13 protein-coding genes are annotated in these 24002 nt (G+C 45.4%); 12 read left to right on the top strand and 1 reads right to left on the bottom strand.

Translation table 11 applies throughout. From position 1 onward, the window contains the following. Positions 1-290 precede the first annotated feature (290 nt). From FGI41_RS10455 to FGI41_RS10425, 7 genes are all read left to right on the top strand, one after another. A complete protein-coding gene (locus tag FGI41_RS10455; RefSeq protein ID WP_255298419.1) occupies positions 291-2015 on the top strand; it encodes a type IV secretory system conjugative DNA transfer family protein in 1725 nt (574 codons plus the stop codon). Positions 2016-2044: 29 nt separating this feature from the next. Further along, positions 2045-3049, top strand: coding sequence for a S1 RNA-binding domain-containing protein (locus tag FGI41_RS10450; RefSeq protein ID WP_255298418.1), 1005 nt, complete (start codon positions 2045-2047; stop codon positions 3047-3049). A 15-nt stretch (positions 3050-3064) separates the two neighbouring features. After that, the gene (locus tag FGI41_RS10445) at positions 3065-3904 is read left to right on the top strand and encodes a hypothetical protein (protein WP_139490063.1); all 840 of its coding nucleotides are present in this window, start codon (positions 3065-3067) and stop codon (positions 3902-3904) included. Positions 3905-4358: 454 nt separating this feature from the next. Continuing rightward, the gene (locus tag FGI41_RS10440) at positions 4359-9485 is read left to right on the top strand and encodes a S8 family serine peptidase (protein WP_176560212.1); all 5127 of its coding nucleotides are present in this window, start codon (positions 4359-4361) and stop codon (positions 9483-9485) included. 101 nt (positions 9486-9586) lie between these two features. After that, positions 9587-14872 (top strand): RHS repeat domain-containing protein, encoded by a 5286-nt coding sequence (locus tag FGI41_RS10435; protein WP_139490061.1) that lies wholly within the window; start codon positions 9587-9589, stop codon positions 14870-14872. Positions 14873-14952: 80 nt separating this feature from the next. Beyond that, positions 14953-15708: a hypothetical protein gene (locus tag FGI41_RS10430; protein ID WP_255298417.1), complete on the top strand. Its 756-nt coding sequence runs from the start codon at positions 14953-14955 to the stop codon at positions 15706-15708. A gap of 26 nt (positions 15709-15734) precedes the next feature. Beyond that, positions 15735-16454: a DUF4261 domain-containing protein gene (locus FGI41_RS10425; RefSeq protein WP_139490060.1), complete on the top strand. Its 720-nt coding sequence runs from the start codon at positions 15735-15737 to the stop codon at positions 16452-16454. A gap of 960 nt (positions 16455-17414) precedes the next feature. Here FGI41_RS10425 and FGI41_RS10420 read toward each other — a convergent pair. After that, entirely contained in the window at positions 17415-18350 is a 936-nt protein-coding gene (locus FGI41_RS10420) for a bacteriophage abortive infection AbiH family protein (RefSeq protein WP_139490059.1), read from the bottom strand. Between the two features lie 606 nt (positions 18351-18956). Here FGI41_RS10420 and FGI41_RS10415 point away from each other — a divergent pair. From FGI41_RS10415 to FGI41_RS10395, 5 genes are all read left to right on the top strand, one after another. Continuing rightward, positions 18957-20243 carry a helix-turn-helix domain-containing protein gene (locus FGI41_RS10415; protein ID WP_139490058.1) on the top strand — a complete coding sequence of 429 codons (1287 nt, stop codon included), beginning with the start codon at positions 18957-18959 and terminating at the stop codon, positions 20241-20243. Beyond that, the gene (locus tag FGI41_RS10410) at positions 20243-21124 is read left to right on the top strand and encodes a helix-turn-helix domain-containing protein (protein ID WP_139490057.1); all 882 of its coding nucleotides are present in this window, start codon (positions 20243-20245) and stop codon (positions 21122-21124) included. Before FGI41_RS10415 ends, FGI41_RS10410 begins: the two co-directional genes overlap by 1 nt. A gap of 767 nt (positions 21125-21891) precedes the next feature. Then, a complete protein-coding gene (locus tag FGI41_RS10405) occupies positions 21892-22560 on the top strand; it encodes a JAB domain-containing protein (RefSeq protein WP_139490056.1) in 669 nt (222 codons plus the stop codon). Next, complete coding sequence (locus FGI41_RS10400) at positions 22550-22801, top strand: hypothetical protein (RefSeq protein WP_139490055.1); 252 nt, start codon at positions 22550-22552, stop codon at positions 22799-22801. Before FGI41_RS10405 ends, FGI41_RS10400 begins: the two co-directional genes overlap by 11 nt. Positions 22802-22934: 133 nt before the next feature. After that, positions 22935-23966, top strand: coding sequence for a DUF6094 domain-containing protein (locus FGI41_RS10395; RefSeq protein ID WP_139490054.1), 1032 nt, complete (start codon positions 22935-22937; stop codon positions 23964-23966). The last annotated feature ends 36 nt before the right edge of the window (positions 23967-24002 follow it).

Below are 24002 nucleotides of genomic sequence, written 5' to 3'. Positions count from 1 at the left end.
TTGATTGGAAGCTACTTGGTTGCCCGATATGGTGTCGGTAGAATGTCAATTCTACTAGTCAAACTCCCTATATTCGGCTTGCTGATCGTCTCCTTGTTGATACCGGTGATACATGCGCGTTACCAGAAGAGTCTCCCAAAAGACTGTCCACAGAATTCTCCTAATTCCATATCGCCTAACGGTCATCGTGTCTCTCGGTGGCTTATTTCACGTTCCCGAAAACAATCCCCAGTCAAGCTTGAACAACCAAATGCTCTTGACTTCATACTAGGAGAGGAGGTGAGCAAGAAGTGATCCCACTTATCTCCGTCCCCCTGCGATGGGGCGGCAAAGACGCTTTCACCCACATGCTCGTCGTCGGCCCTACCCGATGCGGCAAGACAGCCACCCTACTCAAGCCGTTGATCTATCAAATCCTGCTGGCAAAAAAACGTGCCACTCCCGTTGGCCTATCAGTCGTGGAACCAAAGGGCGATGTGGTCTCAATGGTCAAAGAAATGTGCGATGCAATGGAAATCCCGCTCTTCTGCCTCGATCCACGCTACCCACTTCAAACAGATCGGCTCAATGTCATGAATGGAGACACCAACTCCGTATCAGAAGCCACTGTTGCCGTTCTGAAAAGCTTGTTTGGGAGGCAAGAAGCCTTTTTCGCCATCGTCCAGGAGCTGTCCACCCGCAACATCACCAAACTGCTTAAGGAACTCTACCAAGACAGCATGGATATCACCGATGTACTGGACAACCTGAGGGATGAGAAGAAACTCAAGCAAAACGTCGCGCTTCTCGAAAGCCGCCAAGGTGAGAGCGATCTTGTGAAGTTCTTCAAAGAAGAATTGCTCGGCGACGGGGATCTTGCCAAAAAGTACAAGCAGCTAGTCATTGGTCTGCGGGCGCAACTGGAGAACCTAACGTCCAACGACAACCTCAAGTCGATCATCACGGGCAAGAGCAGCATTAACCTGGACGCACATTTTGCAGAGGGTGGCGTACTAGCCGTCAATACCGCGCTTGGGCTACTCGGACCAGCAGGAGACGCTTTCGGACAGTTTATCGCTATGCATCTGCAACTGGCAACGTTTCGCCGTCCGGGGACGGAAGAGACCCGAGTTCCGCATTATCTCATCGTAGACGAGTATTCCCGCTACATGAATCCTGATGTAGAACGGTTCCTATCCATCGCAGCAGAGTACCGTGTGGCCGGAATCTTCGCGCTTCAGTCTCTTGGACAATTGGAAGTGGAGACGGGAAAACTAAGTGCAAAAGCAGTAAAGCAAGCAATCTTGGCAAGCTGCCGCAACAAGATCGCCTTCGGAGGTCTGAGCGCCGCTGATGCGAAAGAATTTGCTGACGAATTCGGCAAAGAGATCGTCACCGAGCGGATGGAAACGTTTGAAGGTGGTATCCTCCCGTCCCTATTCCCGACGAGCTACAGAGAAGTGGATCAGGAGAAACACCGCTTTTCCCCTACGTTCCTGATGGACGGAATGCCGGCTTTTCATTTCGTTCACAAGCTTTTAAAAGACGGGCATCCACAGCCTCCAGGCATGGGCAGAGGCCTATTTGTCCCAAGAGATTGGAAAGAACAGCTTATCACTCAACCCAACATATTTGTAGATTTCCGCACGTTACCTAGTGCGGCTTTTCGTGCTGTTCGTAATCTCTTCCAGTTCAGAAAAATTGAATCGGTAGAACAGCATAACCAGCGAATGTTCAAAGAGTGGTTAGAAGAGCAGAAGTATTCACAGGTTATCAACAAAAAATCTGTGGAAACTGTTGATAAAGTTACCTTGAAAGGGGGGGAGGATTCGAAAAATGCCGCAAAAATGGAACAGCGCAGTAAGACAGGCGAACAGCAGGCGCAAAAAGACGAGCCAGTTGGCTTACACCACCAAAACAATGCGGAAAAACTCAACAATCTCGACCCACATGAAGGTTCAAATCCAAACCCTTCACAAGCCTCTACGTGGTCGAGTAATTCCTCCTTCTGGGGGGACGATACTTCTAAGCCATAACAAATCACTAGCAAGGGAGAGAAGAAACTATGGAAAACAAAGAATACTTTGCAGAGCAACACATTCCAGTTATGGGCGAACCAGCCGAGCAAGAAATTCAAGAGAATCCAATGGACCAGCATTCCTTAGCAAGCGAAGAAGGTACGCTACTCCTTGAGCAAGTTGACACAACTGTGGAAGCTGTCGGCGAATCCTCACATTCTCAATCCCGCCAGCTTCGGGTATTGGTAGAAGGCTATCAGCCGGAGAAGGCGGAAGAAGCCGAGTTGGACATGAGCAAAGTGGACGAACACTGGCTGTCCATCTATCGCGCTTATCAGAACCGCATGATCATGCAAGCACGTCTGGTTGGCATCGAAAAGAAGCTGAACCGCCCATGTGCCGTTGTAAGAGTTGGGCACGTTCGCGGCTACATTCCACTTGAGCACTCTGGGTTCAATACCTTGCAGGAAATGAGAAATCTTATGGGTGAGATGTTGGCGTTCAAAGTTACTTCGTTTGATCGGGAAGGGGATGTTTTCACCGCTTCCCGATTACTGGCCCTCGAACATATGGCTTCCCTGACATGGCAGCGCATTGAGGAAGGACAAGTAGCCGATGCTGTCGTCAGAAGTGTCCACCGCAAGCGGCTGCGTGTAGATATCGGCGGTATTTTGGTCACGTTGCCAGTAGAGGAGGTTGACTACGGATGGATCGATGACCTGGGTGACTCTTTTGCAGTGGGTGATCATCTAAAAGTAAAGATTACGCACGTTCGCAAGGAAAAACAGGAAATCAAAGTAAGTGCAAAAGCATTAAAAACACCGCCATGGCCGGACTGCACACGCCGTTATCGTGAGCTTGACGATTATGTTGGCAAGGTATCAGGTGTGGAAGAGTACGGTGTCTTCGTCAACCTTGAACGCGGGGTAGATGCGCTTTGCAAGCATATGCCGTTTGATCTGGTTTCCAAGGGCGAAGAAGTGCTGGTTCGCATCCTCAAAGTAGATGTGAAGAAAGAGCAAATTCGGGCGAAGATTATCCGTAAGTTGTGAGAGGAGTGAGATAGGATGGGGACCAAACAGGAGGGATATTCGAGTAATCAGCAGTCCGCACCCGTCTCATACCAGTCGGGGGGCGGCTTGTCCGACCTAGGTTTACATAGTACCATTGACGAGCCGATTAATAGCCAATCTAACGAAAGAAGACTCAGTCCTTTCTCACTACAACACGGCTGGACGGTCCAATGGACATATCGTGTGCCTAACATCGTGAAAGCACACATGACTCTTCGCGAGGAGCAGGTGGCAAAGTCATTAGCTAAGATCGGAATTATCGGGGGAGCGCAGCTCTCCCGTCTTTTTTTTAATAAGAATAAATTGCAGATGAAAAAAATGATCCACAAAGGATACGTAATTCCCCATGTGTTACGAGATCAGCACAAAGAAATTCCGATCTACACTCTTTCACCAGTTGTACTTAACAGCTATGGAGGAGTAGTTTGGAAGCGATTTACTGTTGAAGATGTTTTGCAGCGGATGTTGTTTTTTCAACTGTACGGTAAATTTACAGAGAAAGAGCTTGTGATGATTGAGCGAGCAGAATCAGAGCCATATGTAGGGATAATCCGCAGGAAAAATATGAGGTTCTATATTGGTGTGGTTCGCGGAAACATGGAAGAATGGGAACGAGCACTTAGGTGGGAGTACGAGAGTAAGAGAATCCTGTTAATTGCGGAGACTTTAGAAGAATTAGCGCCAGTGCAGGAGATGATAAAGCACCGAATGGTCAGGGTGACCACTGATCATGATTTAAAAATGCATTTTAACGAGATGTTTTATCAGTGGATGGATGGAAAATGGGTGCGTGAAGTTAGGGAAGATCATTCCTCCATACAAGTTTGTGAGTAATAGATTTGAAGTGTGACTGATTCATGTCTAAGTACTGGGCCAACTGTTTATGTGAACGGTCTGGAAAGTTGCTCGGATTAGATACCCGTTCCTCTCTGCTTTTTTAAGGGAGATTTGGTAAACATAATTTATACAGTCAAACTTTGTTTCAAAGAAAAAGCGGATAAATCCAAAGTCAGAGCTTTCTTATACATTGATATTCGGTTGTATATACATTTTGTGTACCAAATGTCGATATTCATGTGACATTAACTTTGAAATGTGATCAAGTATGACTCGGAAGCGAGAATGTGTAATACGAATTAATCGAATCTGGGGGACCCTTTGAATGGAGACAAAATTCTATCCATTTAGAGGGATTTTTTGGCTTCTAATTATTTAAAGAAATATTCTTTTGGAGTATAATGATCCGATAGAACTAATTGATAATATTTGGAAAGGGTGAATGTACATTTTGAAACACAGGGTGCTAACCGTGCTGGTCATGTTTGGTATGGTGATGCAGTGGTTCTTTTATCCTGCAACAACCATCGCTGAAGGACCGGCAGAAGGGGCGGAGGGCAAGGTCATCATCGGGTTGAAAAAAGATGTGGACCCAGAGAAGTTTATTCAGAAAAAAAGTTGGCAGAACAAGAAACACAAGAAAAACAAGCATATAAAAGCACTTCATGTGGAAGTAACGGACCGTGAATTCCAACAGTTGCGTTTTGACCCGGATGTCGCTTATGTGGAGGCAGATGCCACAACCGAGATCTCGGATGAGCCTGCACAGTCAGGTAGCCAGGCATCATTGCATACGCAAGCAAAACCACAACCACAAACCAACGATCAAGCAACCCCGTGGGGAATTCGTGCGATTGGAGCAGACCTCGCCCAGTCCCACAAAGAAACAGACAAAAAGGTCAAAATTGCGGTGTTCGACACGGGGATTGCTCCCCATACAGACTTGTCCGTAACAGAAGCCGTCTATTTCGGTGAAAAAATCAGAACCACCACCGACGACAACGGTCATGGAACACATGTAGCGGGTACTATTGCCGCTCTGAATAACAATAGCGGCGTGGTCGGAGCAGCGCCAGAAGCGGAACTGTATTCCGTCAAAGTATTGGATCAGAACGGCTCCGGAAGTTATTCCCAAGTCATCGAAGCAATCGATTGGGCGATTGATCAGAAGATCGACATCATCTCTATGAGTTTCGGAGGGAATACCTACAGTCAAGCCTTACACGAAGCGGTTCAAGTTGCTGACAATCACGGCATTCTCTTAATCGCGGCGGCAGGAAACGGCGGTCAAGGTGAGGAGACGGAGACTTATCCAGCCCGTTATCCGGAAGTCCTGTCTGTTGGTGCCATCAACCAGAGTTATAAAAGAGCGTACTTCTCCAGCACGGGAGAGGAGTTGGATCTGGTGGCGCCCGGTTCAACCGTCCTCAGTACCACGATGGACGGCGGAACTGGCACTAAATCTGGAACTTCAATGGCTGCGCCTCACGTGGCAGGAGTGGCTGCCCTGATCTGGGGAGCGGACAAAAAGCTCACCAATGACGACGTGAAAAAGCGTCTGATCGAGTCAGCGACACCGCTCGGAGATCAGCGTGAGTACGGTCATGGCTTGGTGAATGCAGCAAAAGCACTCGGGATCACTGATGGGCCGATTGGGCCTCTGCCAGCAGAGGAGCCAACGACGGAGCCGCCAATCTTGACCCCGGATCAACAGATTTCCCTGATCCACGATTATGATGTCAAGGTGACGGGTGCGATTCAGACCATGGAGTGGTATGTCAAGCTGGCAGAGAGCAATGGCAAGACAGCACTGGCTGAAGAGATTCAACAACAACTCCAACAAGTACGTGAACAGCATCTTCGCCTGATTGACCTCCCGGATGAATACGAGCGGGTACCCGTCAGTGACAGTGAAGCTGCCGCTTTGCAGGTGGGTATCGATTCCTATTTTGAGACCAAAAAGGCGGAACTGAACCAGCTGCGACAAACAGCAGAGCAATGGAGAAACAAATATCACGATTCGCTTTTTCCTGTGAATACGGATGAATCTGATACAGAAGAAACACAGGCAACGGCAGATGCGTATGAACCAAACGACGATTTTAGTATCGCTACTAAAATATCGACGTGGGGTACGTCGATTTCAGGTACGATCCCCGATGAAAAAGATCTCGATGTTTTTCAATTAACCGCTTCCAAAAGTGGCTCTACGAGTGTGTCGTTGAAAGTTCCAGCAGGCGCTACATTTGTCTATGCCGTACACGACGCGAATCATAACGTGATCGACGGTTATACCGATGTGACAAGCAGCTCAGAAAAAACAATTAGCTTCTATGTGACAGCAGGTTCTACGTATTATATTGGGATTTCTATCATGCAAAATCCGGGTTCTACCAACCCATATACACTGACCATTAACCAAATATCCGATCCGATCCTCTTTGCATCTTCGCCTGTAGATGTGCAGGGAGCTAAGGGAGAGACGGTCCTTTTCCGCTTTACCCCGCCTCAATCGGGAATCTATAAGGTGTTTACCAGCCCTTATAAGGCTTTGGGAGTGAGCAATAACACGAAGCTGGCTCTATATGACAGCTACACGCTAAGCAAGTTGCTGACCGAAAACGACAATGCCAGCAGCACGACAGTCTTTTCAGAAATTCAATATTCATTGACCGCAAATGTAACGTACTTTATCAAGCTAAGTCCTGCCGTATCCACCGATGCCCTGCACACCAGAATAACGGCCCAATATGTCGGGGCATCTACTCCAACACCAACAGCACCGAAGCTCACTGCCATCCGCGCGACGGTCAACGAAGCCGCAGCGAATGACGGCAGCATCACGGACGTACAGGTTGTCGCTCTGGAAAACAGCACCTTCGTCCAGACCGACCTCAGAGCCGGGATACGGGTGAATAATCTTCCGGCTGGTCTAACCATCAACGTGACACGCAACAGTGATACACAGTTCACCATCAGCTTTAGTGGAAAAGCGACCCAGCATACGAAAGCGAATAGTATCACGAATGCATCTGTTACGGTAGACCCAGCCCTCATTACGGGTACCACCTCAAGCATCACCAGTAACACGTTTGGGTTTACCTTTATCGACGCAGCTACTGTCGGGGAATACCTGTACACGTACAAATACGATGACAACAACCGGCTTCTATCTGTAAGTAAGATCGAGAACGGGCTTGAGATCCCCCGATGGGAGTATGTATACGACCTAAACGGAAATTTGGCGGAGCGTAAGGTTGTTTCAGGTGATACTCCACCGCCGGATACAGAAGATCCTCCAACGACTCCACCACCAACAACCCCGCCGCCAACAAGCCCACCTCCGACAACGGACCCCAATTATGTAGCCATCACCGCGAGTCCGTCCATGATGTCGTTGAAGCAGGGGCAGAGCCAACAGATTAACGTTACCGTATTGATGCTCGATGGAACCTCAACAAGCGCGAATGCCGTAGCGGTCTATGAAGCACAGAACAGCGCGGTAGCCACTGTCAATCAGAAAGGGACGCCTTCACCGGGGATGGTCCATGCAGTGGGCAAAGGGAACACATCTGTTACGGTTTCGTTTAACGGGCTGACATCAATCGTGAATGTCGCCGTTACGACCGCGATTAAAAACTACTCCGTTACCCCAGGGTTTAATGAAGTGCGAATCGGTGAACCAACTACGGTCAGCTTGTACGCGAATTATGAAGATGGCAGTGTTGCAAAGTTATCGGGAGTTACTTTTGCCGCCTTGAATCCAGATATCGCTACCATTGATTCTTCGGGTAAGCTGACAGGTTTAAAAGAAGGGAAAGCTCAATTCACCACCACGTTTCAAGGTCAAACCATGGTGTGGAATACGTTGGTTGTACAAGAACGGGCCACCGCGCTGCAGATCACTCCGAATCCAATCGAAGTGAGCCCGGGTGAGCGAACAGTCCGAATCCGTGCGCAATATCCAGACGGGTCTATGAAAGATGTGACAGAGGTAGCCACCTTGTCATCATCCAATGAAGGCATTTTCGCTCCGAATCCTGCCAATCCGGGCTATTTACAAGTGGCAAAAGTGGGAGCAGCTTCGCTGAAGGTTGGTTTCGGTGGACTGTCGCAAATCGTCCCAGTTCATGTGGCCAATATCTATCCAGAACAATACCAAGCCTCAATGGACTTCAGTAATCTGCAAGGGAAAAACGATTGGTATTACCAAGAGTGGACAGGCTCAGCCTATAAGGATTTGAACTATACGGGCAGTGGGAACTATTGGAACGGTTCGTACCCATACACCAGTGTATTCCCGAATCGTCAGGAAACCGATGCCTATGATTCTGTGCGGAAATGGGTGGCACCAAGACAGGGAACTGTCCAGATCAGCGGCAATGTAGCCCAGCAGTATGCTGATTGCGGAGACGGCTTCCAAGTCCGAATCATGAAAAACAACACCCAAATCTGGCCGAATACAGGATGGCAATATGTTGCCGCAGATGACACGGTTGGCTTCTCCCATGACATCTCAGTAGAAGTGAATACAGGAGATGCAATCTATTTTGTCATGAACCAAGGAGCACAAAACAACTGGTGTGATCGTGCCGAATGGGACCCAACCATCACCTACAGCTATTCCAAAAGCTCCTACACCGCCTCGCAAGACTTCAGCAACATCCAAGGCCAAAACAACTGGTACTACCAAGAATGGACCGGATCAGCGTATCAGCAATTAAGATATGTCGACAGCGGCAACTTCTGGAACGGCTCGTACACATACACCAGCATTTTCCCGAACCGCCAAGAAACCGACGCCTACGACTCCGTCCGCTCCTGGGTAGCCCCTCGACAAGGTACGGTACGGGTCAGCGGCAATGTCGCCCAACAGTTTGCCGATTGTGGAGACGGTTTCCAAGTACGAATCATGAAAAATAATACGCAAATCTGGCCAAACACCGGCTGGCAGCACATCGCTTTCGATGACATCATTGGACTCTCCCACGACATTCAGATACAGGTGAATGCCGGGGATACCATCCACTTTGTCATGAACCAAGGAGCACAAAACAACTGGTGCGACCGTGCCGTATGGGACCCAACCATCAGCTATGACTATCTCAAAACTTCTTATACCGCGTCCGGAGACTTCGGACCGGTGCAAGGATTGAACAACTGGTACTACCAGGAGTATAAGTGGGACACGCTGTACCAACCTATGAGTTTCAACGGATCATACTGGAAGGGTTCTTTCCCTAACACAGACATTACAGCAGGTGTCCAGCATCCAGACGAAAGCGACTCCGTCCGCAAATGGGTAGCGCCGATGACCGGACTCGTCCGCATCTCTGGCCGCGCCTTCATGGACGACCACGTGTGTGGAGATGGAGTCTGGATCAAGATCGTGAAGAATGCAACCAAAATCTGGCCTTACGAAGAGTGGGCTGTCATCCGTGCAGATGATCAGGTGGGCGCTTCGCATGATATCGAAATCGACGTCGTGGCCGGGGAAGAAATCTATTTCATCGTGAATAAAGGGATGACGGATAACTACTGTGACGGGCTGAACTGGGACCCGACAATCAGCTATTAAGAAAGAGGATCTTTCACAGAAAACCTCTGACAGTATCGGCTGCTGGAGGTTTTTGTGAGAGGTTCTTAAACATTTTCAATCCATTTTTCGGAGGAGCCATAATGAAAAGACGATTACTAAATGGACTTCTTACGCTAAGCCTGTTGGTTACGACATTATCACCAGCTGGTGTAGCTGCGAGCGAGACAACCCCGAAGCTATTGCCTCAATCAGAAGTCCATGCAGACACAAAAGACTGGGTAATTCAGCAATCCAGCCAAGACCAAGAAGCGAGAAACCAGGGAAAAAAGGGTCAATTAGACCTGACTGAACAACAGATTGCAGATATGCACTGGGATCAGCTCACGACCAAAGAAGTGCTGCAAATCTACAAACAATTTGACCGGAAAAGCTTACAGATTGCCTCTTATTTTTACAGCAATCTGAACAAATTACTTACAGAAGATGAATTCAACGAGATGCTTCAGTGGGATGATGAAGATGTCCTTCAGCAGATGGAAGCACTGAAACCGTCCCAGATCCAGCTTCTAACCAAACACATCCCGTTAATCCCAAACACCCATAAGAAATGGAAAAAGGAGAAAGAAGAGCGGGACAAAAAGAAAAAGGAAACCAGTCCAACCCTGGCTCCAAAAGAAGCACAAAGCATCACCACGAATGCGGTTACCGCAGACAACCCCTCAACCACGACAACCAAAAATCTGGATGGCAACCTCCGCTACAAAGAGATTGACCGTCCCTACCTGTACGCCAGACAGAACACGACCGATCCGGTAAGCGATCAATTCCGGGATGCGAATATCGTGGAAAATGATCTGGTGTTAGAGGGGCCGCGTGATATGGACCTCGTGATCACGCGCCGTTATAACTCATCCCAAGCGAAACCGAAAGAATTGGGATATTATGAGTCGAAAACCAGTCCAGGAACCTTCTACAATGACACCCGCAAAAGGCGCTTTGCCAACGAATGGATTCCATTCTCAGTCGGCTGGACGCTCAACCTGCCATATTTTGAGTATACGGATAATGTAATCAGTATCGATCCGAATGGCTCCTCCTTCCGCCAATACCCTACTCATCACGAGCGCTGGGTCATTACTCTCGATGACGGAACAAGCCTGACCTACGAGAATGGCAGCTTCAAAGACTATCCATATCCAGGCGAACTTTCTTTCCAACTCGTGGATTATAACAAATACCATTTCCGAGTGGGAAAGGGTGGCTATGTCTACGAGTTCAGAACCTACAATGATGGTCTGTCGCTCGAAGTAACCAAAACCAATCCTTATGGTGACCGCATCCAGTACAATATGCATAAAGACGGGTCGGATATTACGATAAAAGATGCACTGAACCGCTATATTGTGCTCGATAACAGCACCAGTTACGGAATTGAGAGTCTCGCGGTTTACGAGAATTCATCCTCCACCTATTCGCCGTCCAAAATGGTACGCTATGTGACCGAAAATGTAGGCGGCACCCTGTATGCTCCTGATTACCTGAAATTGACCAGCGTCAGAGATGGAGTCAGCGGGAAAAACCTTTCCGAATACAGCTACAGTATATTTGAACGTCTGGCCGAGTTTAACTATAAGGTTACGTATAACAAGACGGCGGTCACTGATTTTGAAGACAGCATGTACACGTATGAAGACCAGCGGGATATGTACACGACAGACTTTGTCTTGCTGAGTAATGTAAAGTATCCACAAGAAGGCTATACCATGAAGTATTACTATACCTTCTACGATAACAGCAAGAGAATGGACCAACGCGGCCTGGTTCGTCTCTATCAGGACGATCACGCCCTATCTTACATGAGTTATCATCCAGTTACAGACGTATATATCACCTACACCCCTTATGGGGAAGAATCTGAAACGAATATCATTAGAAGATACCTGTTGTCCGATGAAACGGGCAGACGATTCTGGGAAGTATGGAAAAAGCCAAAATCAGTAAATGCACGGCTTTCATACACGACGCAACGGTTTGGTGACGAGATTTTTTCTTATGAGACCGTGCCGTCCATTTATGCCAACACTCCAGATGTTACAACTCATCTCAAAAAGTTCCGTGTCAATACGCAGGGGAACAACCGACTTCAGTATGTACGTTCACAAAACAAAAAAAACGGTACGTTAACGGCAAGCAACGGGACAGAAAACTTTACCTACAACCCGATTTCCTATGTCAGCTATGCTTACGACGGCAACAACACCGAACCAACCTATGAGTTTTCATTCTTAGAGTTGCCAGCCACCGCCGCAGCTACGTTCAACTATCTGAAAAACCCAACCGTAGTAGATTACACGGACGCTGTGAAGAACTACGCTGTCGTAACCAAATCTACGTATAATTCACTTGGAGATATCATCGAAGAGATCGATGCCAAAGGAAACACCACCCAATATCTCTATAAAAAATGGTCTGATTCTCTGACAGAGTTTCGCAAAGTGTCCTCTATAACGAAGACAAGCAAAGACACCACCCGTAAACATATCGAGACCTTTGTTTACGATGATATCAGCAAGCTGTTGTTATCAGAAACAACCACTGACACGTATCCGAACCAAATCGGCTATGACAAGGTCGAAAAAACTTACGTGTATCCAGCAGACCGCAGAGTACCTACTCAGGTCACAGAGACGTTCTACGGCAATACCAACAAAACCTTAGTCAAAAATTTCACCTACGATTCGAAGGATATGTATGTGACTTCGGAGGCCTTCACAACCGATCTGGGGGATGGTCTGGGAACCACTCTTCGTGTAAACTATCAGTACGATATGCTGGGACGCCTGCTGTCTCAGTCCTATCCAGACGGCAGCAACATCACTTACAAGTACGACAGTCTCAACCGAGTCACGGACGAGACCTTCAGCAGCCAAGGTTTGACACGTCTGGTCCGCTATACTTATGACGAGACCACCCGCAAAGTAACCAAGCACTTCCCGGATAACAGCCGGATCGAGACTTATTACAATCCATTTGGCAAAATTGAGCTTAAGCAAGAGATTGCCAATAACCAGACACGCACATTAGAAAAAAACACCTACACCATTGACGGAACTAACTTAGAAACAAGTATTCCGTTTGGGATGGACAATCTTAAGACACAGTATTTTTATAACCCGGATGGTTCCCTTTCTTCAGAGGTCAATGGTGTAGGCCACTGGACGAACTATACGTATGCGAATGCGGCGGAGAAGATGAGTGGCGGGACTTATCTCCCGAAATCAGCAACTCGTGTTCAAAACCCAAGAGGTCTTGATACTCTGGAGATCAAAGACCAAACAGGACTGGTCACTGATCTTGTAGAAAAAACAGGGGACACGACTCAGCAGAGGACAACCCTCTTCACCTATAACGATTTTGGCCACCAGACAGGAAAAACCGTCTCCAACAAAGCCAATATCGCCAGAAGCTGGACGTACAACTACGACAATGAAGGGAATCTTCTCTCAATTAGAGACCCGGAGTTGAATCAATATCAGTTTGAATACGACTCCGACGGCAATCTTGAGGCCGTGGTGGAGAACTCCAAACGTACGACAGAATACACCTACAACAACCTTTCCTGGAAATTGACCGAGACGAACCCGTTGACAAGAACGGTTGAGAGTTTTGTCTACACGCCAACAGGGGAAGTCCGCCAGTACAAGGACAAAAGTCAAAACACCTACGAGTATACGTACACCCCGCTCTATGAAGAAGATGTAACCAGCATCAAAGATACAAGTGGCGTGACGGTCTACACAGAGGACAAAGACTATGACCCTCTCAGCCGAGATCTTATAAGCGAACGGAACAACAATCACACGATCACCTATGAATATGACCCGTTTAACCGCCGAACCGCCCAGACCGTATTTTCACGCAAATACCAGATCGGATACACCGACGCGGATGACCGGATTGACACGTTTACCTATCCAAATGGGCCGACTGTCTCCTACAGATACGACAACCTCGGTCGTATGACTCAACTGTCCAGTACAGCGCTTGGCACCACACCTGTTGAATATACGTATACCACAACGCCACAGGATGAGACGGTCGCCATCAAATACCCGAATAACACTGGTATTACTAAGCTGTACAATTCGTTTGGCGAAATGAAGGAGTTGTCTCACACCCAAGGAACAACCTCCGTTTGGAAAGAAACGAACACCTACGACGGCTTCGGCAACCTCAGCCAACAAACATGCAATGCGGAAACCAGAACATACCGCTACGACAAGATCGACCGGATCATCGACGAGAAAACTCCGAAAGAAACCCGTACCTACACCTACGACACCCGGGGCAACCGTCAGGGAATGACCACCAATGCGGTATTGGATGAGTCAGCAGCGACATACACCTACGACAAACTGAACCGCCTGGCCACCTCCACGATGGAAGGGATCACCAGCAGTTACACCTATTATCCAGGCGAACTCCGAGCCACCAAAACAACCGGAACCAACACCACCAAGTACGTCTATCTCGACGACAAAGTGATCGAGGAACTGGATGCCTCCAATCAGGTGAAAGCCCGCAACTTCTGGGGCGAAGAGCTGGTGTTCCGACAAGACATGAGCGGAACCGTAACGAAGGAAGGCTTCTACTACCCAAACAGCCACGGTGATATCGTGTATGTCAAGGACAAGAGCGGCGTCACTCTCAATGAGTACCAGTATGATGTCTGGGGCAATATCACTAGCCAAAGGGAAAGCATGTCCAATCCGTTCAAATACAGCGGTGAGTTCTATGATCCTGAGACGAAGCTATACTATCTGAAGGCTAGATACTACGACCCAAACGTGGGACGGTTTATCACGGAGGATACGTACAAGGGGCAGGTTAGTAATCCGCATAGCTTGAACTTGTATACGTATGGATGGAATAATCCGCTGAAGTATAATGATCCAGATGGGCATAATCCCGCTTTGATTTTCCTTATTGGGGTCATTGTACGTGTAGCAGCCCCGGTAGTAGTAAAACAAGTAACTAAAAATGCTGGCAAGATAACAAAAATGTTAGCTAATAATAGTAGTAAGAGTGGCACCAAGAAAACGATAAACGGCGGAAAATTTGGTGATGTTGACAAAGTTAAAGGTCCAAACGAAGTTGGACACCATATCCCACAGAATGCCTATAATAAAACTCAAGGTGTTTCTAGAAACAATGGACCAGCCGTGAAAATGACAAAAGTTGATCATGCTCAAACCAGAACATTTGCAGGTAAAGGTAAGAAAACAATGAAAGAAGATGCTGGTTTGAATGCAAGGCAAAGGCTGGCGAAAGATGTTTGGGATGTTAAAGATTTATATGGGAAGAAATATAATGAGGGTTTAAAAGAAGCCGTCCAATATGGAAAAAAGCTTTATCCGAAGAAGTAGTAAAGTAGCGTAAATACATATACCCTACGTATGCTTAAACGGCTACGTAGGGTATGTTTATATTCAAGGAAATTTTTGCTATGATGAATACGACGTTATCAAGGAGGATGATTGATATTTCATTATTAGGACCATTTACAGGTGATTTTACCAAGCCTTACAGTTTTCAAGTAGGGCCACACTGGAAGGACTTTATTGGGTTTAGAGTAGTGGAGGGAACAGATCACTCTAGACATTTTTTCGGTGGACAAACGTGGGAGTTACCGATTTGTCCGAATTGTAAAGAGAGTTTACATCAGATTTTTACTTTTGATTTATCCGATCCGAGATTGGCGATAGTGAGAATAGATAATCTGAAAGAACTTCCGTTAATTTCTTGTTTGAATTGTTCTTATTATTGGGAACCACAAACATTCAAACTTGATCCGATAAAGAATCAGATAACTATTCTCCATCAAAACAATACTCAAAACTGGGAAATGGATGCTGAAGATAAAATTCCTTCACCATTGCCAAGAATGGATATGAAATTAATGAATATGTTTAAAGGTGATATACCAGTGGATGATGAAAGCTATGAATCAGCATTTGAATCTTTTGGTGATGAGTATATATGTCGATTGCTTGGTGCACCATTGTATGCGAGTGGTCCAATAGACCGTGAATGCCCATGTTGCTCGAAAGAAATGATATATGTGTCTACGATCACAGGGGAAACTTACGGGAATGAGAGAAATGCAATATCTACAGTGGATTTTGTAATCGGGGAATCATTAATTTACTTCTTATTTTGTAAAGATTGTTTATTACTAAAAACTGAAGTTCAAAGTACATGAAATATTAAGTAAGAGGGTGGAGAGAGTTGCATTCTGTAATCGAAACGATTGTTGGGGTACCAGGTCGATGGAAAAACAAGAGTGAGATCGTTACAGCGGTAGCATCAAAAAGTGATGGGTATATACTTGCTGGAGAACATTTGATTAACAGTAAAACAAAAGATACATATACTGTTGAAATATATGAACGTGACGAAAATCTATCTCAAAGTTTTATGCATGCAGGCAACTTTACAGATGAGCAACTGAAGGAAATAGATGACCATAATTTAACGATCTATTTAATAGGTGAATCGGGTGACTTACGCTCGCTTACCAATATAAATTATGCAGTAAGTGGTCTGCTTAAAGCAGGGGGATTAGCTGTTAAAATAGAGTCATCAGGCGTAGCTCATACTTCTGAAAGATGGTTAGAGTTTACAAAGTCTGAAGATATCGTAGAAATATTCCATGGATATGTGACCCTTTTAGCGGATGATCATACGTATTATTCCTGTGGGATGCATAATTTAGGATACCCAGATGCTATTATTACAACGGACATGTCTGCAGAAGATGCAGGTTATCTATTGACAACATTTCTCATTTATTTATTAACAGAGAATAATATTCTCCAACAGGGTGATACATTTCAATTAAGTCCGAGTTCGTCTGTTTATTCATTAAAACATGAAGAATGCGGAATGTACTCACAAGACGATTTGTTTTATAACCCATTTGGTTATTGGCGATTAAATTTAACTTAAAAATTTTGTTTTAAAATTATTTTGGAGTGTAAGATTGAATCAGAATTAGTAGTGTATGTTGTTAGACCTGCCAATAATGGCGGGTTTTTATTTTTGACGTTATTTATTAGATTTCCTTTCTCCAGAGTGGCGGATTAGATTTAATAATGCATACACATACATTTGGCTACATTGATAAAGGAAACTGATGAGTCATCAAAGCAAAAGTCGTAACAGAACTTACTTTCTGTTACGGGTTTTTGCTTTGATGAAAAATACACCCCGCGTCAGATCAACCTTTTGAAAACTGGTGCATCCAAAATGAGAGCCAAAAACTCATAACAGAAAATTTTGAGGGTAAGTGGAGCAGAAGATATGAGTGAGGTTCCTTTTAGAAGCTGGGTTCTTCGGCAGTTTTAATGCTAGAGCACTCGCACTTTGGAGAATGGCTTGCCTAACGAGCTTCAGGCGAGAGCTTCTAACCGGAGTAAATGACGAGAACCGGCGTTGGAGGTTTATTATGAAGGAACTTGTGGACACGAAGTACAGCATCAGTCACGGAACCAGTTAAAATCTGTGGTGACAAGTTATCCGAATAGCTGATTGAGAAAGAATAGATGGGCAAAAATCTGGTAAGCGGAGTGGAAATACCGCACAACCGCTGACAGGGCAATTAACTCGTGAAGCAGTTCCTGGAGCATAACAAATAACGCCACTAGCAACAATAGCGGCGTTATTTGTTATTATGGTACGATTTTAGATTTTTTAATTTTAGGACTTATTACAAAGGAGACTACTGCCAATCCACCAATATTCTATCGTTAGAATTTAACAAGGGAGATCATTTGTATGATCGTTTGGCAGGGTGACGTTAAATACTTAGAGTATCTTAATCAAATAAAAACAAAAGCAAAAGCATGGTAATAGTGCTTCCTTACAAAATTCATAATATAAAGATGAAACAATTTACAAAGGCAACTTTCACGAAATATGATATGTACTAAAATGACCTTTAAACCCGCATGACCGTATTACGTCTTTGTACTGCTCACGTTGATCAATATTATCAAAATCATTTAAATACCAAATCACATCAGTGGTTTTCAGTCTCTTGCAAATCTCAATAATGTATATTTGATCGACCTTGGAAAAGGAAAATCCGTATGAGTATATTTTGTCAACATCAGATGAAAGATTGTCAAAAAAGTCCTGATGTTTTTTAATTGCTCCAGCAGTATTTTTTCTTAATGAATCTTGAATTTCTTGGAGTGCGTTTTCTGATCCGGTATACCTGCCCATGTTTTCCTCAGAGTTGTCGGTATCATTACCATGCCCAAGCAATAGGCTGCCGCCCTGTTTACCGTGTATATGGCAAACATTTTTCGCTCCATACAGTATTTCTAATGTATTTGTATAATTAAAGGTCAAAAATAGGTCGCTTTCTTTATTAATTAAGGATGCAAAATCATCTTTCCGAGTTGCTTCATTAATCTCAATTGTATTAATCCAATCCGAAAAAAAACCTGTAATCCTTTGTGTAGGTATAACGAGATTCGATGCCACATCTTCGGTATTGTACATGTTTTTCCAAAAATCTAGGTCTCCGTCTTCATCCAGAATATCTGGAATACTATCAAAGTATTCATCAAAGTTTAAATAACCTAATGAATTCTCAAGATCACTCCATTTATCTCCATTTGGTTCTGCATTAGAGATTAGACGCAATAGAAAGGATACAACCACATCATCATCATATATTACATCGCCATCTGGCATCATTATGGGTTCGGGCATTGTGAATTCATCGCCGCTGGCATCAGGGTATTCCGTTTGAAGATATTGATGGAAATCTTCATAAGTTGTTCTGAGCCTGTGCGACAAGTCAAATCCATTTCCAATAATAAATAAACTTTTCAATATGATAACCTCTTTTCACTATATAATTAATTTTTTGTGCTAAGAGAGCTAATTATGAAATCTGATGTTTTGTATGTTTTTTTATTTATATAAAATATTTATATTATTGTGAAAAAATACTAGTCTACATCTTAAAGGCCATGTATCCTTGTGTTACCATAATTGTTTATATAATACTTAATGTTTTATTTTTTGTATAGGAAAATCTGACCTATCCAATGGAAGCGCCAAGATTTCTCGTGTTATCCTCAGAAATTTAAAAACAAGAGAAGATTCAGTTTTACGAGGGTTTAGCTAGACCTTTGGAAAAGGGGTAATAAAATCCGTGAGGCAAACGAGTTACTAACATACTGGATACTGGTACAGCATGTTTATTAATCCCAAAACCCACCATATAATATACATTATGGAGAGTTTGTATATCTCATTTGACAAGGAACGTTCTTTGGATCGTTCCTTATTTGTGATCTTCCTTGGTATCTTTCTTTTTTGTGACCGTTCCACACTACTTTTTTGAGAGAAATTTGGTAAACAAATTTTACAATAATAAGTAGTAAAGAGAAAATCCAAAAAAGAATATCTTTTATACCAAGGAGGGTCATTTCTATGATTGCCACGTTCGATCCACAGATGATCCGAATGGAGCTGCGTCAAGAACTCCAACAACGCATCAAACAAAAAAACTGGAAGCGAAAAGAGCTAGCCGAAGCGGTCGGTCTTGAACCGGTGACGATCAGCAATCTTCTTAACAACAAGCAGCTTTTCATGTTGTATCAATTGGATGCTGTCACGAAGGCACTGGATCTACCAGAAGGATATTACTATTCCTACTTCAAAGCAGAGTGCTGCAACAATGATGGTCGGCTTCGCCCCTCTAAGTGCGGCAGCTTCATCCTCAGATGCATTGAACTTGGATTAAAAGACAAAGAAACGGAATTCATGGAACTTGTCATGGAAGAAAGGGACAACTATAAACGTAACGATATCCTAATGGAGATCGCGGAGATGGTCTTCCATTCACCGTTACGAGCACAGTCGCTCCAATACTACCAGCAACTGATTGAATCAGAGCAACGGCTGACTGAACGCCTTGCTATTGCTTATTATCGGCGTTTCCTCATTCTGCGCGAAAAAGGGTACGGTAAAAAGGGAATGGAGGCTCTCCACCAATTGGTCGGATACCTCCACCGTCTGCCAGATTCTTACCCCGATTATGGAAGTGCTGATACAGCGGCGAGAGTCAATCTGAAAGCAGAAGCATACTGTCAAGTTCTTCATTCCTGCAGCTTGAGGGAAGAGTGGGACGAACTCTTACAATATGCAACAGAACTGGAACAACTAGCTTCCGAAACGTCCGATGAAGCCAATCTTGGGGAAGCCTTACGGTACCAGGCTGTTGCATTGCAAGGAAAAGGGAGTCCAGCGGAAGCGATGAAGATCACGGAGCGGCTCTCGACGATCAATGAGCATTATTCTAAGATTGCGGTCCAAATCGAGGCGGGGCTAAACATTGAAATGGGGAAGACAGAACAGATCTTAGATTCATTGAGCCAAGCTACCACAAGAGAGGAATTGTATTCGCTGCTTCCACTATCAGTCGAAGCTTATCTGAATAAAGGGATGGTAAAAGAAGCAGGAGACACGCTTGATCGTTACAAGGAAGAAGTGGCCGATATGTGCAAACTCCCCGCCCACGATCCACTTATCCGTTTCGCCATTCAACTGCGAAGTGTGAGGGCAAACTACTTCCAGCAGACAGGAGAGAGCGGACAGATGAATCTCGAAGTAGCGGCCCTCTTCAACCTGGCAGAGCAGACTGGAAGCTTGAATCTCTATAAAAGATGCCATCTTCGCTACTGGAACCTCCCTAACGTAAGAGGTGCATCCGCTTGATGAAAGATCCTGATCCCAATTTAATCCGATTGCATTTAAGACAGGAACTAAAGAGACTCATACTAGAGAAATTTGAAGGACAGAGTCATTTTGCTGAAGTCTGTCAGTTGCCCGAACCCAAACTGTCCAAAATATTGAACGGGAAGCAATTCATCAGCCTTGATGAATTGGATACCATGACAGAGGCACTTGGTTTACCAAAAGGATACTTCTACCAACTTTTTATAGGAGAGTGTTTCCGGCAAACGGATGGAAGGCTGTACCCGGAAAAATGTGCTCAGTTCATTCGGAAGTGTTTGGAGCAGGGAAAAGATGGTCTTGCCCATGAGCTTTTTGCACTTACACTGGAAAGTAAATCAAAGTCGGGATATTCTTTGTTTATCCAGGCCGAAGAGTTTTACCATTCGTTTTCAGAGGCGGATTTGCTTCCTTACTATGAGGAGATTATTGAGGTGGAGGGGCGGATTACTGACTTGATGGTGATCGCTTACTACAGGCGTTTCCTGCTTCAGTTTCAAAAGGGGATTGGATGGAGAGTGGCAGGAGCTTTGTATAACTTGCTTCCCTACATCAATTTATTGCCGGAGCAATATACAGAGATCACTGGTAAGACCGTAAATCTTAAGCTGGATGCCTATCGGCAGGTGCTGCACTACTTTCAACAGGTGGAAGAGTGGGATGAGTTGCTTCACTATGCGAAGGAAATGGAAAGATGGTCCATTCAAGCAGAGAATGACCAAGCTTATTGTGAGGCAATGCATTATCAATTCCAAGCGAAAAATAAGCTTGAGAACATGGAACAGGAAGCAATACGATCTGGGCAAAGTGAGCGTGGGAACACTGGAACTCCACGGATGACCCCGCAGGATGTAGCTGTATGAACCAAGCATTCCAACTAAAACATGATCTGTTACGAAGAATTGTCCAAAGAATGAATAGATCTGACACTGCTTTCCAACATCAAAAAATGCTCCCCAGCAACTGTCAAGTTGATCAGGGAGCATTTTTTGATATTCCGGCACGCTGATTCGCAACGTGTATAGTAAAAGAAAGACTGCCCTGGTCTGGAAAAGAGCAGGTTATTGCACAAGTAAAGAATAAGAATTTTTTAGGAGACGTAAGTTAAAAAGCTCTTGAAATATTCTCAAATCCTATCCTATAATGTCAGTAAAATGATAAGTCCTTGTATTCAAGGCTACGAACCTTGCCAGATCGGCGGCAAGACGTAAGGATATGAACCGAACAGATTCCCGCATCCCCGATAGTGATGTGAGCAGAATTTGTTCCAGCTCATGGATATGCAAATCAGTATTCCCCGCAACAACTTCCATCTGCAATAAGCAGATGAGCCAAGTACATGAGGGGTGACCGTATCGGAAACGGCGGCAGATACCGCAAAGCTACTGCTAGGTAGCGGTTTGGCTTGTGGCGACATTTCTATTTCAAATTAAAGCCTTTTTATGCCCATTTCGGGTGTAGAAGGGCTTTTTTGCATCTTTAGAATCTTTCGCGATTCAGTCGGCGCAAGTCTCATGGATCAGCGGAAGTTCAACATAAAAATACCAAAATCCGCCTTCCACAAGGCGTAAAACATGTGGCTCGAACGTTTGAGCCACATGGCTTTGCGTTCGTGTGCAAGGAGGTACATATGAATTTTTATCAGAAAGTGAGAAGAGAGTTGAGCTATCATGGAGTAGCTGAACTCGACACACAAAGGCTGTTCGCGCTCCTCTTGGGGGCGCAGGCCACGCCGGAGACGTGCGGCAAGCTGGCCAGTTTCGAATATCAACAGTTGGCTAACTTGCGGCCAGAGGAAATCGCTCAAGAGACGGGCATCAACCTGTCTGCCTCGGAGCGGGTGATAGCAGCTATTACACTTGTGATCCGACTGCTGTCCCAGCCAATGAAGCCTGCTCCCTCCCTTATGAATCCAGGTAGGGTTATGGAGATCATGAAACCAGAAATGGCACATCTGCAGCAAGAACACTTTGTCTGCCTATACCTCAATACCAAAAACCGGTTAATTGGCAAAAAGACGTTGTTTGTAGGATGTTTGGATGCTACAGTGGTTCACGTACGAGAGGTGTTCGGAGAAGCAATGAAGCGCGGCGCTTACTCCGTTGTTTGCGTACATAATCATCCGAGCGGGGACCCGTCACCGAGTAAAGAAGATATCGAAGTCACTCGACTCCTGTACATGACAGGTGAGATCATGGGAATCCCATTACTGGATCATGTAATCATCTGCCAAGATTCTTTCTACAGCATGAAAAAAGCTGGCTATCTGGACGAGGAAGGGAAGAAGGATGATGCGTGATAGTTGGTCTCTGCAGGAGAGTAAGGAGATTAAGGCGAGGTTACGGAGCATACTGAAGGCCGGACAGCTCAAAGACGAACAAGCTCAGGCGTTCCGCCAACTGATCAGGCATGGACGTTGCTTCGTTGAGGACGAACGGGAGAAAGCTGGTGCAGTGATCCGTAAGCTGGCACAAGCAAAAATCCCGTTTTTTATGAGAAAGCAATACGCTAGTAAAATGCAGATCGAGATTGCGGTGTGAAACTAAGTCTGTTTGGCACCATCTCAAGGAATAGTTTCATGTGACAACATCCATATAGGAAAGGGAGGGAAGCCTTCCGCACGAACATGCGGAGGGGTTTCTCTCCCACGGTTCTTAGCGGATAGGCGTATAAATGGCTCGTATATCTTCGGAAAGCAAGGGCAGCTATTATGCCACCCCGGAAAAGGAGATTCGACTCATCGCAAAGAGATTGCGGGTCGAAGGAGAAGGATTTGTTTCGATCCTCGATCCGTGCTGCGGGAAAGGAATCGCACTCAAGCATATCGCGGATGAACTGAACAGCCAGCAGACAAGCTGTTTTAGCTATGGGGTGGAACTGGAAAGCGAACGGGCGAATGCGGCTCGGATGCTGCTGGATCATGTCATCCATGACGGCTATGAGAATATGCGGACGGAAGCGAAGTTCTCGCTCCTGTGGCTCAATCCACCCTACACAGACGGATTTGGAGAACGAACCGAGAGTATTTTTCTGCGGCGGTTAACCAATGCATCCACGAACGTGCTGATCAGAGACGGATTGCTTGCTTTCTGCATTCCACAGTACGTGTTGGCAGATAGCGCTGCGTTGCTCGCAAGCCGTTTTTCCAACATCGAAGTCTATCGTTTTACGGATGACCACTACCCTCAGTTCAAGCAGGTTGTTGTCTTTGGTACCTTCGGAAAAATGAAGGGGGAGGAACAAAAGGCGACTGCCAAGTATTTAAAAGAACTTGCAGCGGGTGGACCTGAACTCTTGCCGCCATTGGATGAACCGGATGATGTCAGGTTTCATGTTCCGGTTTGTACTGAACCTGTACAGATCTTTCGGGCAGGCAGGCTCCACGTGGAAGAGGTAGCAAGGGACTTGCTGGAGTCACCATTGTTTACTCAGGCGGAAGGGATGTTCGAACCGGATCAATCCCGCAAGCTGGAACTAAAAAACCCCATGTTGCCACTAAAACCTACACATTTTGCAACAGCGATTGCAGCTGGAGTAGTCGGTGGGAATTTGGGAACGCATTTGTTGGTGGGAATCACCAAACAGATTATAGAAACATCCAGTCAATTTGATGAGCAAGGCAAGCAAACCGGAGAGATCGTTACGAAACACTACAAGTCGATGGTGCGTGTGTTTACGCCAGGTGGTGTGTTTGATCTCTCTTGATTGAGACCACATAAACTGCATGAGAAAGGGGGAGCG

The organism is Brevibacillus dissolubilis (assembly GCF_006170445.1).
Lineage (GTDB): Bacteria > Bacillota > Bacilli > Brevibacillales > Brevibacillaceae > Brevibacillus_B > Brevibacillus_B dissolubilis.
This window is presented reverse-complemented; position numbering and strand designations above follow the sequence as displayed.